The organism is Daejeonella sp. AP26, from assembly GCF_056680515.1.
The window spans coordinates 952,227-966,904 of the sequence record NZ_CM155286.1; the positions used below are offsets into that span (position 1 = coordinate 952,227).

Here is a 14,678-nt window from a genome sequence, read left to right on the forward strand (position 1 = left end):
AATTTAGCAGATAAATTGGAATTTGATATTTCAATTGCACGGGCGTTTTTTGAATGAACAATAGAAATCAGCCAATCATTACTCCAGGTTTGTTAAGAACCGGCACCCGGATCATGTTGGTTTCCACAATGCTTTCTGGCACGAAAATGAATTTTTTATCGTAGATCTGGCCGCTAATATAGTAGCTAAGCCAGTATTCGTTAGTAAGCCCGAATACTTGTTCATCGATAAGTTCAATCAGGGCATAGCTGCGACCCGGCACATCGCCAATCGAGTGACGAAGAATGGACGTCTTTACATCTTCTCCTTCTTTTTGGCCATAGCCTTTAGAACTAACCAATACGGTCTCTAAAGGTTCATCCTTCAGGTTGATGAGATATACATTCCAGTTTTTGCTTTCCGGAGTTGAATTTTCAAGAACAACTGCAATAGCAACATTTTCAACAATATTTTCTGGAAGATCCTTTTTCATTAAGGTTGAATTCTTAATTTGTATGAGCTTATTGTAATTTATTCTGATCGTCAGGTTGGTAATAAACTACCGTTTCTTCGCGGCTACTTTCTTTGTAGTTTTTTTAGCTTTTGTTGTAAAAGCGTCAGGTACTTGTTCAGTGATCAATTTCTTTACAGTTTCTAACGGTAAAATAGCTAATTCTTCAGGAGTATATTTGTCATCGGTAGCGGGGTTTTTGCCGAGCTTTAGCATTTGTTTTCCGAATCGGATAAAGGGCCCCCATCTGCCGTTTTCAATAGCAATTTTATGATCGGGCCATTGTTGAATAAAACGATTAGACTCCTTTTCTATTTTTTTGCTTATCAACTCTTCAACTTCGGCTTTGCTCAAAGTGTCAAAATTGAACCTGACAGGCACGTTAATGTAGAGATCATTCCATTTAATAAATGGTCCGAACCTCCCTTTGCCTTTTGTTACCGGTAAATTATGGTAGTGAGCAATGGGAGCATCTGCGATATTCTTTTCGTTGATAATTTCAATAGCACGGGGTAAATTTACTGAGTGCGGATCTTCTCCTTTAGGGAGGGAGATAAAGCTTTCGCCCCATTTAACATATGGACCAAAGCGCCCGACTCCTACACTTACCTCTTTTCCTTCGTAATCCTCTAATTGAAAAGGTAGTTTGAAGAGATCTAACGCCTCCTCAATGGTAATGGTTTCAATCATTTGTCCGCTGCGCAGGCTTGCGTACCGTGGTTTTTCGTCTTCTTCATTCTCAGACGTTTCGCCAATTTGAACGAACGGGCCGTAGCGTCCAATCCGAACGGAGATCTTTTTGCCAGTTTCAGGATCAATGCCTAGTTCGCGGCCCCCATTTGCACGTTCAGCGTTCTGTGTAGTATTTTCTACTTCCAGGTGGAAGGGATGATAAAAAGAAGTCAGCATTTCTGACCAGTTTTTAAGACCCTGCGCTATTTCATCAAACTCCTTTTCAACAGTTGCCGTGAAATTGAAATCTACAATTCCTTTAAAATGCTGAACAAGGAAGTCATTTACAATAGCGCCGATGTCTGTGGGGAAAAGCTTATTTTTTTCCGCTCCGGTGGTTTCTGTTTTCGTATCGGCAGTTACTTTTCCACCTCGTAATGTTAAAACACGATAGTTACGGGGTTTCCCTTCCCGTTCTTCTTTAACAACATATCCACGGTTCTGAATTGTGGAGATGGTGGGAGCGTAGGTGGAAGGTCTTCCAATTCCAAGTTCTTCCAGTTTCTTAACAAGGCTTGCCTCGGTATACCTTGCAGGCGGGCGTGTATAGCGCTCTGTAGCCGTCATGTCCCTTAGATTGAGGTTCTGGCCTATGGCCAGGGGAGGCAGAATAGCGTTATCAGTTTCATCATCAAGATTTACTTCCTGATCCTCATCGGTAGATTCCATATAGACTTTCAGGAAGCCATCGAATTTCATAACTTCTCCGTTAGCGACAAGCTCTTCGTCTCTTGTTGAGACTGTAATACGCGCGGTGGTTTTTTCAAACTGCGCTTCGCTCATTTGAGAAGCAATAGCGCGTTTCCAGATCAGGTCATATAGACGTTGCTCCGAAGGGTCACCACTGGTTGTATGCTGGTCAAAATAAGTAGGCCGAATAGCCTCGTGAGCTTCCTGAGCGCCGGCAGATTTCGTTTTATATTTTCTTAACTGATGGTATTTTGAACCATATGCTGAATTGATTTCAGCAGCTGCAGCGTTTAATGCAGTGTCTGAAAGGTTTACAGAATCAGTACGCATGTAGGAGATCTTACCATGCTCATAAAGTTTCTGAGCTACAGACATCGTTCGTGCTACTGAAAAGCCAAGTTTTCTGCTTGCCTCTTGCTGTAAAGTTGAAGTGGTAAAAGGTGCTGCCGGACTTCGTTTAGTTGGTCGGGTGTCTAAACTTTTTACCGTGAAGATAGCCTTTGCGCAATCATTTAAAAAGGTCTCTGCTTCAGGTGCCTTTTCAAAGCGTCCCGGCAGTTCAGCCCGGAAGATCTCTTTTTGATTTTCAGTTGAAAAAATGGCTACCACTTTGAAAGCAGCAGTTGCACTGAATTTATTTATTTCGCGTTCACGGTCAACAATTAGTCTTACAGCAACTGATTGCACCCTGCCTGCCGAAAGCGAAGGTTTCACCTTTTTCCACAGCACGGGAGAAAGTTCAAAACCAACAAGACGATCTAATACACGCCGTGCCTGTTGTGCGTTGACTAAATTATAATCTATTTTACGTGGAGATTCAATTGCTTTTAAAATTGCCGGCTTAGTTATTTCATGAAAGACTATTCGCTTTGTCTTGGCCTCACTGAGACCCAGTGTTTCAAACAAGTGCCAGGAAATTGCTTCTCCCTCACGGTCCTCATCCGATGCCAACCAAACCATTTCTGCATCCTTTGCCAGTCTCTTCAATTCGCTTACAACAGCTTTCTTGTCTGCTGGCACTTCATAACGCTGCGCAAAATTATTCTTGATATCTATAGCATCATCGGTCTTTGCGAGGTCGCGAATATGTCCATAGCTGGACTTAACCAGAAAGTCTTTTCCGAGGTAACCTTCAATAGTTTTCGCTTTTGCCGGAGATTCAACGATGAGTAGATTTTTAGCCATTAATTAGTAGGTTTTGCTGCAAAGTAAGTTATTAAAAAAGGGAACGCCAAATTAGCAGTGTTGCAACATACCTAAAATTAACGCAGTAAAAGCGGATTTTGTTAGCTGGAGGAGGTTATATCAGAAATTATATATTTCAGAATAAGCCCTGAAAAGTATCACCGTTCAGAGAGATATATACTAAGAAGGAGCTTAAATTAAAAAGCCGCCTCCTAAAAGATCCTGCCCTTCATAAAAGACTGCCGATTGACCGGGGGCGATTCCTGATACCGCATGGTGAAATTCTACCTTCATGTGATCGCCGTTTTGAACGATGCTGCTTAACGCTCCGGCGTCTTTATAACGGATTTTTGTTATTGCTTCCAGAGGTTCAGTAATTGAAGCATACTTAACGAGGTTGAGATTTCTGACGGTGGCAGATGTACGGTCAAGTTCATCAACTGTACCTAACATCACGGTATTACTTTCGGGCAGGATGCGTGTAACGAACATTGGGTGGCCGAATGCTACCCCCAAGCCTTTTCTTTGACCAATAGTATAATACGGATAGCCTTTGTGTTTACCTACCACACTACCGTTACTTAAAACAAAATTACCTTCTCCAATACGATCATCAAGATCTTCCACTTTATGCCTTAGAAAGGCCCGGTAATCATTATCGGGGACAAAACAGATCTCGTAACTTTCTGACTTTCCTGCGAGCTCCATTTGGCCCATATCTTTGGCCATTTGGCGTATCTCTGCTTTGGTAAAGTTCCCCAGAGGAAATCGTGTTCTTGCCAGGTTTTGTTGACTCACACCCCACAACACATAAGACTGATCTTTATGTTCATCTTTCCCTTTCGAGATGACATACCGGCCACTGTCCTGCAAACGAATGTTCGCGTAATGGCCTGTTGCTATAAATTCACAATCTAGTTTATCAGCACGTTTTAATAAGGCTTCCCATTTAATATGAGTATTACATAAAACACAGGGGTTGGGCGTGCGGCCAGCAAGATACTCATCAACAAAATTGTCGATCACGAAGTCTCCGAACTCGCTTCGGATATCGAGAATGTAGTGTGGAAATCCATATCCAACAGCCAACGCCCGTGCGTCGTTTATGCTGTCAAGGCTGCAGCATCCGGTTTCTTTGGATGATCCGCCGGCAGAAGCGTAGTCCCAGGTCTTCATTGTTAGCCCAATCACTTCATATCCCTGCTCGTGTAACATCACTGCTGCTACCGAACTATCAACACCGCCACTCATGGCTACCAGAACTCTGCCTTTTTTACTCATCTTATTTTGGAAACCTCTGAAAATACGAAAGCAATAGAGGCCAGTTTTTATAAATTGAGTGCAAAGATAAAGTTTTGCATACTTTTTCCTTTAAACATAAAGTCAGTTAGCAGTAAAGTTTGTCATGGAACAATAATCAGGTCGAGTAATTCCCTGCTCAAATCAGTGAACGTATCAATGTCTGATAAGACAGGTAACACAGATACTGTTCCGGACAAACCTTCTATTTCGTGTAAGGTGTCGTTATAAACAGTGTGCGTACTCCACCTCTTATTTTTAAAAAGGCGTTCCTCCGGATACTTCATTCCTAGCAGGTAATAACCGCCGTCTTTGGCGGGACCGATTACGAAGTCGTGCGTCTGAAGCTCATTGAAAGCTTTATTTATTAATTCAGCGGTTAATTGAATGCAGTCGCTGCCGATTATTATTATTCTGCTATTACCACCTTGGTTAACTGCTGTCTGAAAGGCATTAAACATTCTTGTGCCCAGATCGTCACCGGTTTGGAGCAACTTTTCAAACTGACTTTCAGGCCATTCATCCTGAACGGGAAGTTGATCAGCGTAAAACAGTAAGCGGTTTGCCTGAACAGAAGAACTGATGTTGCGGGTATGGGCGAGCAGATATTTGTAAATCAGTAGAGCCTTTGGATGACCGATATCTTTCGCAAGGCGAGTTTTCACATTTCCTTCAACCGGGTTTTTAATGAAAATTATGAGCGCATTATCCATCAGGTCAGTTCTCCGCCGCAGCTCGACCCTGCACCCGCTGTACACCCGAAACAATGCTGGTTAATGATAATCTCACGACCGGATAATTTGCCTGAATCAAACGAGGCGATATGACCCGGCATGCCTGAATTGATTCTAAGGTCTAACATTTGATTAAAATCACAATCATATAAAAAACCATCCCAGCCCACAGAGACAATCGATCTGCACATCACATTCTGGGCCGCATTAGGATTAAAAGAATTGACAAGTTTTTCCATGTAGACATCGAAATTACCACTGGTCATCAAATAATCCAGGAATCTGCTTATCGGTAAATTGGTAATGGCGAACAGTTCATTAAACTCGATCTGGAATCGTTTCTTTAGTTCGCGTTTAAAGTCTGCTTGAAGCCCTGCTTGAGAAGGAGGTAAAAATGCTCCCGATGGATTATATACTAAATTCAAAGTTAATCCCGATCCTTCCTGTCCATAGCCAACGTCGTTCAGCATTTTTAAAGCTTTTACAGAATCGCTGAAGACCCCCGAGCCGCGTTGAGCATCTGTTTTAAAAGATGTGAAATAGGGGAGGGATGAAACTACTTCAACCTTGTGATCTTTAAAAAATTGTGGCAGATCATGATATTTCTTATTGGCGACTATTATCGTCAAATTACAACGAACAATAATTTTTTTTCTAAGTTTTGAGATTTCTTGTACAAACCACCGAAAGTTTGGGTTCATCTCCGGAGCTCCACCAGTAAGATCTACTGTGGTGATATTGCTATTAGCGAGTGCATTCAGACAGTGTTGCATCACTTCCAATGTCATTATTTCTTTCCGGTCAGGCCCCGCATCCACATGGCAATGCTTACAGGTCTGATTACACATTTTTCCAAGATTCACCTGAAGTGTATCTATCCGGATGGCTTTTAAGGGAAATAAATCCAGTGATAATAGTTTCTCTTTAAATCTTGGCAAAGCGATAACCTCTTCATCAGCTGAGTTTAGAACTTCCAACTGGATAAAGGTATTCGATAAATGATGATGAGAGGCTTGGAGGCTTTTCACTTTGTGGACATTATTAAGGTGATTAGCAATATTAAGCAATTATTACATAGACAACTCCTTAACCTTATTCATCATTTGAACCCCATGTACTAATGAGGAGCCCGAGCGGATAGCCGCTGCTACATGAATGGCTTCCATCATCTGTTCTTGGTTAGAGCCCTTCTCCAAACAGTCAGTGGCGTAGGCATCAATGCAGTAGGGGCATTGTACAGTATGAGCTACTGCCAGGGCGATTAATGATTTTTCCCTGGCTGTTAATGCGCCTTCTTTAAAAACCTCACCATAGTAGTCAAAAAATTTCTTTGCTAGTTCAGGCTGGTATTCGTCAATGTTTCCGAATTTTTTTAAGTCGTCCGGATCATAGTATGTTTTCATATCCTTTTATTTAATTACGACTAATATAAATTATTAGTTTTTAGACTTGGCACCTTCTGATATTTTAAACCAATCTAATTTGTGCTTATGGTTACATGTATTTGCACGAGAAGAGCTGTTGTACAGATTTTTAAACTCTGCGAGAATCTTTAAATGAACTTATTCGAAATTGAAACTCTCATATGATAGATAATTACTATTTATCTATCAATTAGTATATAATTGCTAAATATCTATTTTACAATAGATAAGATGTAATTATCTATCATATAGTAGATAATCGTCAATTATCTATCATATAGTAGATATTTGTTGTTTATCTAGTTTTTAATAGATAATTTTGCTTTATGAATGAATCAGCCCTGGTAATAACGGGAGACATTACAGGATTTACAAAAATTCCATCCAACAAACGAGAGAAGCTAATTCAAGCCCTTCCAGACCTGTTTCAATTATGGGTAAAGCCTGAATATGCGCAAATCTTTCGCGGCGATAGTTTCCAACTACTATTCAAAAACCCCCGGGAAGGTTTACGTCGAACACTGCAATTAAGATGCTGGTTTAAAAAGAGCACAATTAAGGAGAATATAATGCTTGACGCGCGCATGGCGGTAGGAATAGGTCAGATTTCTTATTATGGTGAAACTGTACTTGACTCTGACGGTGAGGCATTTCACATCTCGGGTAGAGCCTTCGACGATATGGAAGAAGGTGAGTTTTTGAAGATTGTTACCGGCGATCAAGAGCTGAACGAACAGTTGAATACTATCTGCAGGCTTATGGATGTAATTATCAGCAGTTGGACACCCACCCAGGCGGAAGTAATTTTTCTCGCACTTGAAAATAAAACTCAACAGCAGATGGCCGATGAACTAAACATAGCGCAGTCGGCAATAAACAACCGGCTTAAACTGGCTAATTGGAAAGAAATTGAAAGAACGATTCATTATATTTCCGACTTACTAGAACGTTGAGATGATAACTGACGAAATTAACATCCTGCTACGACTCATTATTGCACACTTCTTAACAGACTTTGTTTTGCAGCCTTCTTCCTGGATCGCCGATCGTCAGGCTAAGAAATGGCAGTCAGGAAAATTATATATTCATGTTCTAATTACGGCCGCCGGGGCTTATCTATTCTCCGGTCTATGGAAAGTATGGTGGCTGCCTTTGTTTATTTTTATTACCCATCTATTGATTGATCTATGGAAATCGTACCGTCCGGCAAAGATGGTCTACTTTCTGGCAGACCAGTTTTTACATATACTAATGATCATTTGGTTATGGATTATAATTTTTAACAGGTGGGATGAAACAGGGGCCTTCTTAACAAGTGTTTACAGCAACAGGAATTTCTTAATAGTTCTGGCATCTTACATATTCCTTACCTGGCCGATGGGAATAATGGTTGGATTAGCTACGGAAAGATGGCGGGACGAGGCTGGTGTTAATGCCGAAGGGCTGGCACGCGCAGGTATGTGGATAGGTTTTTTTGAACGATTCCTCATCCTTACCTTCATTCTGATTGATCAGTATACGGCGGTTGGTTTATTGATTGCGGCTAAATCAATTCTAAGATTTAATGATAAGGAAGGTAACACTCAAAAGAAAACGGAGTATGTACTGATTGGTACGCTCATGAGTTTTTCAATATCGGTATTATTAGGGTGGATAATTGATTCAATCCTTAAAGTCATTTGATATAAACGGTTTTGATATTGACAAACTCCCTTATTCCATATATTGAAAGTTCCCGTCCGAAGCCTGATTGCTTAATTCCGCCAAAAGGCAGCCGCGGGTCTGACCGTACCAATGAGTTTACAAAGCAAGATCCTGCCTGAAGCCTGTTAGCGGCAATTTTCTCAGCTCTGGCAATATCCCTGGAAAACACGGCGGCCCCCAATCCAAAAACTGTATCATTTGCTATTGATATGGCCTCTTCTTCGTCATTGGCGGTAATGATGCTGGCCACCGGACCAAATAGTTCTTCATCATATGCAGGCATCCCTTTTTTAACAGAGGTTAATATAGTGGGAGGATAAAAAGCATGCTTGCCTTCTGAAATCTGACCACCCAAAATGCATTCAGCTCCATTTTCAATGCTTTCAAGAACCTGTTGATGTAGTTCATCGCGAAGATCGACTCGAGCCTGCGGGCCTATTTCCGTCTTTTCGTCAAGGGGATCGCCCATTACCTTAGCCGACATTTTGTTCTTGAAAAGCCGAATAAAGCTTTCCTGAATAGATTTCACAACGATAAACCGCTTTGCTGCGATACAACTTTGCCCGCTGTTAATTAGCCTGCTGTTTACGCAAGTCTCTGCTGCTAATTCAAGGTCAGCATCTTCAAGAATCAGATACGCGTCACTACCTCCAAGTTCTAACACCACTTTTTTTAGTACTGAGCCCGCTTTCTCCGCTACTTTCTTACCAGCCTCAACACTTCCGGTCAGTGTAACAGCACTTATCAAGGAATTTTCAATAACTGAGCTAACCGCTTTGCTGTCGATAAGAAGTGTTTGGAAGACGAAATCCGGAAACCCGGCCTCTTTAATTACATCTTCTATTGCCAGCGCACAACCTGGGACATTTGATGCATGCTTCAGCACAGCACAGTTACCCGCCATTAAGCCAGGAGCAAGAAATCTAAAGACCTGCCAGAAAGGGAAATTCCACGGCATCACGGCTAAAATAACACCGAGTGGCTCATACGAAATATAACTTTTTGTAGCCTCAGTTTCTATGGACTCATTAGCTAAAAAACGCTCGGCGTGTTTAGAATAGTAATCACAGACATCCGCACATTTTTCAATCTCCGAGATGCCCCCTTTTAAAGGCTTACCCATTTCAAGGGCCATCAACCGGGCGTACTTTTCTTTGTTCTTCTGCAGAACCGCAGCAGCATTGCGAAGCATACCTGCTCGCTCAGCGAAAGGAACTCCTTTCCATGTATTCCAGGTCAGATGAGCCTCTGTGATTTTTCCAGATACCTCGTTCATGGAGTGTTGCGCGTAAGATTGGATCAGGGAACCGTTAGCAGGGTTTATCGATTGCATAACTATAATGATTTTAACCACGGATAATATTTATTTCCGATTGTGTCCCAGTTAATATATTTTTAACCTCCGGGCGACACTGTTTTATCCATTGGCTTATGTTTAACACACTATTAGATGGGTGTTTGGTATGCCCGATTAAACATTTATCTGGGTGAGCAAAATCTTTTAAATGTGAGAAAAATTAGTGTATCAAACTATTATGTCTAATAACACGTTGAGTAAGATATCGTTTTATATCATGAAAAAACTGCTGTACCTCAACCTTGTGTGTTTGTTTGTTTTATTTTCCTGTAGAAAGGATAATCCTATAGATATACCAGAACCGGTTGCCAGTGAAACAATAAGCGGTGTGATAACTGAAAATATTACTCTCAAAGCTGATGTGAAGTATCTGTTGAAGGGTAGAGTGTATGTAAAGAATAATGCTGTCATTACAATACCCGCAGGCGTTACCGTCGAGGTCGAGAAAGTAGATGATCCAGCCAATAAAAGTGCTTTAATTATAACCAAGGGATCTAAACTGGTTGCTGATGGCACAGCTGAAAAGCCTGTTGTATTTACTTCATCGTCAGTAAGCAAAACACACGGAGATTGGGTTGGGATTATCATCCTGGGAAGAGCTCCAACGAACCTAAGCGCTGCTCATGTAATGGGATTCCCTACATCTGTTGATACGGAGTTTGGAGGTGATTTGCCAGATGATAATTCCGGCTCTATAAAATACTTGAGATTGGAGTACGCAGGAGGGTTAAATCCGGCCCAGGAGGAGGAGTGGGAACTGGATATGGCAAGCGGCTTAAGCTTGATGGGTGTCGGTTCAGGAACTCAGGTTGAGCACATAATGGTCAGCAATTCAAACGATGATGGATTCCAATTTGTTGGCGGCAATGTGAACGGAAAGTATCTAATTTCTTACAATAATGGAGATGATGATTTTGACTTTGATAGAGGATACACAGGTAAACTACAATTTTTAGTTGCATATAGAACTGCTCATTCCAATTCCGTCATTCGTGGTAATGGCATGGAAAGCCTTAATGATAAAGGAGCCACCAACGCTCAACCTTACACGCGTCCTGTAATTTCTAATATGACTATCCTGGGGCCACCAGCTATTAATACCGATCTTACCGATCAAAGCCAGGGAATTTACATCAGGAGAAACACCAGATTTGTTGTAAGGAACTCGATAGTTGCCGGTTATTCAAACGGTGGCTTGATGATGTGTCCTAAAACCAGACCTCTTCTCATAAATAACCAGGGATCGCAGTTTAAATACAATATGGTTAATGCGGATGTTCCTGAACGTGCTTTCACTTATGACAATGGGCCGACAGGTGTAGTAATTGTGCCTGATTCCGAAGTCGCTAAATACGCTGTCGAGACTTCTGGGATCGAGAAGGAGGCTGTAAATCACAATGCAGTTATACAGCCGGTAACAGACCTGCAATTAATAAGTTTGACTTCGACAGCCCCTAATTTAACTCCAATGGAAGGTGCAGCAGCGTTGAGTGGCAGTGATTTTTCGGACCCTGAATATTCCACTTTCTTTACAGTCGTCACACATCGTGGCGCTATTGGTACCCAAAATTGGACTATTGGTAACTGGTCAAATTGGAAATAAAGAGTAATGAATTATAATCTAATTTGTAGTAATGTTATTTTTTATAATTTGCAGAGAAACCTATCATATCAATGTTGAGATCATAAACTCGAAAGGTGACATTACTATTCCCTGAAATTCGCAGAAGTAGGTAATTAACCCTGTATCAGAAGCCATAAGTGAATTTAAAATCTTAAGGAAAATGATAAGGGGGGGGAAGTTAAGTTGCGCTCATTCAAACGCTGACAAACTCATGCCGTTAGTCGAAAATTCACTCAACAATCGATAATTTCGATTTTAAAAATCATGCCTTTTTGTAAGAAATGAATTGCCATTCATTTTTTTTGCTCTTCTCATACACCACTTCATAGTTGACTCCATCTAAGGTAAAAGCAAAGGTGAGGTCATTCACGTTATTGTCTTTTGGAATAAACCCGGGCATTAATGTATCCGCAATGTGATTAATTTGGTCAGCAGTATGTTTCGACATCGTAGAAAGTTTGTCCGGTAAAATTAATACTTCTTAATCGGTTTAGGGCCGATGCTTCAATATTGTTAAGATAGATATAAAGCAATAATCCCTTTCGGTATAACCAAAAGGGATTATAATAAGTTTAATGAACCTGCTTACTCTTGATTGAGCTTATTGATTTCGATGCCAATTAAATTCACTTCTTCATCCTCTTCGAATCGTGGCAATTCTGTGTAAGAATCAAGTTTCAGCCATCTTTCATCATCTTTTTGCATCTTCAAGTATTCTTGCCCTTCTTTAAATATTGTGTAAATATCATCCTCCTCAGGAAAGACAGAATAGACTATATTTCCGATGTCGATATCAAAAGGTTCCTGCATTTTTCACTTCTTTATAACGAATAAAACTTTTAATTAGTTGGCGGTGATCAAACCGCAACCGATACGACTACCAGCGTTCCCTGTTGGTTGTGTAGTAAAATCGTCAACACCCGAATGAACGATTATTGCACGGTTGAGTATGTTGGTCTTTTCATCACCACCTATAGTCCAACGATCGCTATTTAGGGTGATACTTCCTTCACCTTTATCGTTCAGCTCTATATTACCGATATCTCCCGAATGGAATGCCGCGGAACCCCACTTGCCGTGTGCTTCATTTGTTGGATTCCAATGACCATGTGCACCCTTACCTGCATCGCTGCAATCACCATGTTCGTGGATGTGAACAGCTACGCTTTTGCTGGCCATTTTGGGAAAAGAAACCTGAAGTTTCAGATCTACACTTCCGTTGTCGTTGCTGCTAAAATCGGCTCTTCCACTGCCCGTGGTGTCAGATTTAGTGGCGTCAATATCCGCATGCGCTTTGGATACAGCAGTCGCATTACCTTGTAAAGTGTCTGATACGGCACTTGATGAGTCCTGATTGCCTGTAATATTTTTCCCGTTACCACAAGCTGCAACAGTTATCAGAAAAATTCCAACAATGGTTCCGTTTGTAAATAATTTCTTTATCATTTCTTTATGGTTTTTAAAGTGATGTTTGATGACTAACAAATTTTGTAACTAAAAGTTTATCGAAGATCTTTACAACCTGGTCTTCCCTAATTTGCGAAAATTTTACGCAGATGGAACTGAAAAAAGGCATCTAAAGAATCTGTCCTTTTGTTATTGTTATTAAAATTTAACGGTTTTATAAGATAGCCGCTAATTCCAAGATCTTCAGCAAGACGGCGGTCTGCTTCCTCACCGGATGTGGTCATTATAAACACCTCAATACATTTATAGCGATCATCAGCCTTTAATATTTTTAAAAATTCTATGCCATTCATAATCGGCATGTTCAGATCTAAAAGGATTACGTCTGGCAGCATATCTGGATTGTCTTTGAGTATATCCAACGCTTCAATTCCATTGTAAGCAGTAAATAGCTGGTAATTCTGATCTATTTTATTTAACGAACGTTCAACGCTGATTACATCAAGTTGGTCATCCTCTACTAATAGTATTATTTTTTTATCCATAATTCTAATTTTTCGGCCATGTGAATATAAACGAAGCACCGTTTCCAGGTTGAGATTCTACTTTAATACTGCAGTGCTGATCTTCGATTATTTTATGCACAATTGCCAGGCCAATGCCAGTACTTTCTTTCGCATGCTTTTCACGGAGAGTCTGAAAAATAACGAAGATTTTCGAGTGATACTTGGAATCAATTCCAATTCCATTATCTGTTACCGAGAATTCGTAAAACTTCTCCAGCTCCTTAAAGCCAATATGCACAAATCCTGGCTTGTCGGCAGAATATTTAACTGCATTACTAATCAGGTTGCTAAATACTTGTTCAATCCTGACTTTCTCAGTTTTAAATGATGGCATCTCGTCTATCTGGATTTCAAAATCAATTGGCACGATCGATTCAACAATCTCTTTCAAAAGGATATTGATGTCCACAAATTCTTTGTCAGCCTGGCCCCGGCTAATTCTTGCATAATGGAGAAGCGCATCGATAAGTTCATCCATTCGCTTTATACGACCTGGGATAATGTTTAAATACTTTTTCATCTGATCAGAGAGTTCTCCTCCCAAATCCTCCTGAATCCATTGTACAGCGTTGTAAATCCCACGGATGGGGGCTTTTAGATCATGCGATACAACGTAGGCGAATTGATCGAGTTCTTTATTACGCTTCTCTAGTTCGGTGATGTTTTTACTTAAAGTTCCAGACATTAAATTCAACGATTCGGAAAGGCTGCTTAACTCATCGTTTTTTTCATCCACGACTTTTACAAACTGTCCTTTTGAGATGTTGTCGGCCAACTGAACCATCGACTCTATTCTTTTGGAAATAATTTGTATTATATACCATGTGCTGGTCACACCGATTATTATAGTCAGAAATGTAAAGCCTAAGGAATAATATTGTGTTTCAGTGATCGATGAATTCAAAATATCCCTGCGCCAGCTTCTTACCTTGTATTCATGGCGGTCGAACTCATTAAACTTTGAACTGATGATATCATTTATTTTTTTACCAAACTGTGTTTTAAAACGTGTTTCAAAAAGTTCTTTATAGTTATTGGGCAGTGATGTGTTACTATTCAGTTTTGCCTCGATCAGAGAGTTTGCGTAGGACGTCCATTGTTTATGCAGGTAGTAGATCGAGTCTAATTTTGTCAACTGGCTTTTTGTAGTTTGCACCAGCTTCTTCTGCTCCTCAAAATATCCTGGGATAACCTTTAAACCTTTGTAATACGGTCTGAGAAAGGTGGTGTCATCCGTTAATAAGAATCCGCGGTGCGCACTCTGCATATCAATAATGTTTTCATGCAGCTTGCTGGAATTGCGAATTATCGTTTCTGAATTAGCTAAAAAAGCAGAGTTTTTATTCACCTTCTGGGACAATAGGTAATTAGCATAGCTATTAACCAGAGAAAGGCCAATAACGATCGCAAATCCCAGGAAGATTCTGGCTGATAGTGTCATCTTCTAACTTAAAGTGTTTTGACTA

At 40.6% G+C, this 14,678-nt stretch carries 15 protein-coding genes; 3 read left to right on the plus strand and 12 right to left on the minus strand.

The genetic code is table 11. The features are described from left to right. Window positions 1–67: 67 nt before the first annotated feature. From AC1MCB_RS04085 to AC1MCB_RS04110, 6 genes are all read right to left on the minus strand, one after another. The gene (locus tag AC1MCB_RS04085) at window positions 68–472 is read right to left on the minus strand and encodes a hypothetical protein (RefSeq protein WP_479967476.1); all 405 of its coding nucleotides are present in this window, start codon (window positions 470–472) and stop codon (window positions 68–70) included. 66 nt (window positions 473–538) lie between these two features. Continuing rightward, entirely contained in the window at window positions 539–3,097 is a 2,559-nt protein-coding gene (gene topA / locus AC1MCB_RS04090) for a type I DNA topoisomerase (RefSeq protein WP_479967477.1), read from the minus strand. Window positions 3,098–3,289: 192 nt separating this feature from the next. Beyond that, on the minus strand, window positions 3,290–4,378 hold the full coding sequence (gene mnmA, locus AC1MCB_RS04095) for a tRNA 2-thiouridine(34) synthase MnmA (RefSeq protein ID WP_479967478.1): 1,089 nt from the start codon (window positions 4,376–4,378) through the stop codon (window positions 3,290–3,292). A 122-nt stretch (window positions 4,379–4,500) separates the two neighbouring features. Beyond that, a complete protein-coding gene (locus AC1MCB_RS04100; protein ID WP_479967479.1) occupies window positions 4,501–5,109 on the minus strand; it encodes a TIGR04282 family arsenosugar biosynthesis glycosyltransferase in 609 nt (202 codons plus the stop codon). Next, window positions 5,109–6,158 (minus strand): arsenosugar biosynthesis radical SAM (seleno)protein ArsS, encoded by a 1,050-nt coding sequence (gene arsS / locus AC1MCB_RS04105; protein ID WP_479967480.1) that lies wholly within the window; start codon window positions 6,156–6,158, stop codon window positions 5,109–5,111. Before arsS ends, AC1MCB_RS04100 begins: the two co-directional genes overlap by 1 nt. Before the next feature lie 42 nt (window positions 6,159–6,200). Next, the gene (locus AC1MCB_RS04110; RefSeq protein WP_479967481.1) at window positions 6,201–6,533 is read right to left on the minus strand and encodes an arsenosugar biosynthesis-associated peroxidase-like protein; all 333 of its coding nucleotides are present in this window, start codon (window positions 6,531–6,533) and stop codon (window positions 6,201–6,203) included. A 347-nt stretch (window positions 6,534–6,880) separates the two neighbouring features. Here AC1MCB_RS04110 and AC1MCB_RS04115 point away from each other — a divergent pair, with 347 nt between their 5' ends. Together AC1MCB_RS04115 and AC1MCB_RS04120 are read left to right on the plus strand one after the other, a co-directional pair. Further along, a complete protein-coding gene (locus AC1MCB_RS04115) occupies window positions 6,881–7,507 on the plus strand; it encodes a SatD family protein (RefSeq protein ID WP_479967482.1) in 627 nt (208 codons plus the stop codon). Between the two features lies 1 nt (window position 7,508). Next, window positions 7,509–8,237: a DUF3307 domain-containing protein gene (locus tag AC1MCB_RS04120; RefSeq protein ID WP_479967483.1), complete on the plus strand. Its 729-nt coding sequence runs from the start codon at window positions 7,509–7,511 to the stop codon at window positions 8,235–8,237. Here the strand turns inward: AC1MCB_RS04120 and AC1MCB_RS04125 are convergent. Continuing rightward, window positions 8,230–9,591 carry an NAD-dependent succinate-semialdehyde dehydrogenase gene (locus AC1MCB_RS04125; protein WP_479967484.1) on the minus strand — a complete coding sequence of 454 codons (1,362 nt, stop codon included), beginning with the start codon at window positions 9,589–9,591 and terminating at the stop codon, window positions 8,230–8,232. The genes AC1MCB_RS04120 and AC1MCB_RS04125 overlap by 8 nt on opposite strands. A 241-nt stretch (window positions 9,592–9,832) precedes the next feature. Between AC1MCB_RS04125 and AC1MCB_RS04130 the strand changes: the two genes are divergently transcribed. After that, window positions 9,833–11,218: a hypothetical protein gene (locus tag AC1MCB_RS04130; RefSeq protein ID WP_479967485.1), complete on the plus strand. Its 1,386-nt coding sequence runs from the start codon at window positions 9,833–9,835 to the stop codon at window positions 11,216–11,218. 283 nt (window positions 11,219–11,501) lie between these two features. Here AC1MCB_RS04130 and AC1MCB_RS04135 read toward each other — a convergent pair whose 3' ends face one another. The 5 genes from AC1MCB_RS04135 to AC1MCB_RS04155 all read right to left on the minus strand — a co-directional run bounded on the left by AC1MCB_RS04135 (window position 11,502) and on the right by AC1MCB_RS04155 (window position 14,653). Next, a complete protein-coding gene (locus AC1MCB_RS04135; protein WP_479967486.1) occupies window positions 11,502–11,687 on the minus strand; it encodes a hypothetical protein in 186 nt (61 codons plus the stop codon). Window positions 11,688–11,824: 137 nt separating this feature from the next. Continuing rightward, window positions 11,825–12,049, minus strand: coding sequence for a hypothetical protein (locus tag AC1MCB_RS04140; protein ID WP_479967487.1), 225 nt, complete (start codon window positions 12,047–12,049; stop codon window positions 11,825–11,827). A 33-nt stretch (window positions 12,050–12,082) separates the two neighbouring features. Next, window positions 12,083–12,685, minus strand: a complete 603-nt coding sequence (locus tag AC1MCB_RS04145) for a superoxide dismutase family protein (protein WP_479967488.1) — start codon at window positions 12,683–12,685, stop codon at window positions 12,083–12,085. A gap of 86 nt (window positions 12,686–12,771) precedes the next feature. Continuing rightward, a complete protein-coding gene (locus AC1MCB_RS04150) occupies window positions 12,772–13,191 on the minus strand; it encodes a response regulator (protein WP_479967489.1) in 420 nt (139 codons plus the stop codon). Window positions 13,192–13,195: 4 nt separating this feature from the next. Continuing rightward, complete coding sequence (locus AC1MCB_RS04155) at window positions 13,196–14,653, minus strand: ATP-binding protein (protein WP_479967490.1); 1,458 nt, start codon at window positions 14,651–14,653, stop codon at window positions 13,196–13,198. Between the last annotated feature and the right edge of the window lie 25 nt (window positions 14,654–14,678).

Excerpts from the sequence above, each read along its gene's own strand:
- AC1MCB_RS04140 (WP_479967487.1), bottom strand. The coding sequence starts at position 12,049 with ATGCAGGAACCTTTTGATATCGACATCGGAAATATAGTCTATTCTGTC.
- AC1MCB_RS04085 (WP_479967476.1), bottom strand. The coding sequence starts at position 472 with ATGAAAAAGGATCTTCCAGAAAATATTGTTGAAAATGTTGCTATTGCA.
- AC1MCB_RS04125 (WP_479967484.1), bottom strand. The coding sequence starts at position 9,591 with ATGCAATCGATAAACCCTGCTAACGGTTCCCTGATCCAATCTTACGCG.
- AC1MCB_RS04155 (WP_479967490.1), bottom strand. The coding sequence starts at position 14,653 with ATGACACTATCAGCCAGAATCTTCCTGGGATTTGCGATCGTTATTGGC.
- topA (WP_479967477.1), bottom strand. The coding sequence starts at position 3,097 with ATGGCTAAAAATCTACTCATCGTTGAATCTCCGGCAAAAGCGAAAACT.
- AC1MCB_RS04120 (WP_479967483.1), top strand. The coding sequence starts at position 7,509 with ATGATAACTGACGAAATTAACATCCTGCTACGACTCATTATTGCACAC.
- AC1MCB_RS04150 (WP_479967489.1), bottom strand. The coding sequence starts at position 13,191 with ATGGATAAAAAAATAATACTATTAGTAGAGGATGACCAACTTGATGTA.
- AC1MCB_RS04145 (WP_479967488.1), bottom strand. The coding sequence starts at position 12,685 with ATGATAAAGAAATTATTTACAAACGGAACCATTGTTGGAATTTTTCTG.
- AC1MCB_RS04100 (WP_479967479.1), bottom strand. The coding sequence starts at position 5,109 with ATGGATAATGCGCTCATAATTTTCATTAAAAACCCGGTTGAAGGAAAT.
- AC1MCB_RS04130 (WP_479967485.1), top strand. The coding sequence starts at position 9,833 with ATGAAAAAACTGCTGTACCTCAACCTTGTGTGTTTGTTTGTTTTATTT.
- AC1MCB_RS04135 (WP_479967486.1), bottom strand. The coding sequence starts at position 11,687 with ATGTCGAAACATACTGCTGACCAAATTAATCACATTGCGGATACATTA.
- AC1MCB_RS04115 (WP_479967482.1), top strand. The coding sequence starts at position 6,881 with ATGAATGAATCAGCCCTGGTAATAACGGGAGACATTACAGGATTTACA.
- mnmA (WP_479967478.1), bottom strand. The coding sequence starts at position 4,378 with ATGAGTAAAAAAGGCAGAGTTCTGGTAGCCATGAGTGGCGGTGTTGAT.
- AC1MCB_RS04110 (WP_479967481.1), bottom strand. The coding sequence starts at position 6,533 with ATGAAAACATACTATGATCCGGACGACTTAAAAAAATTCGGAAACATT.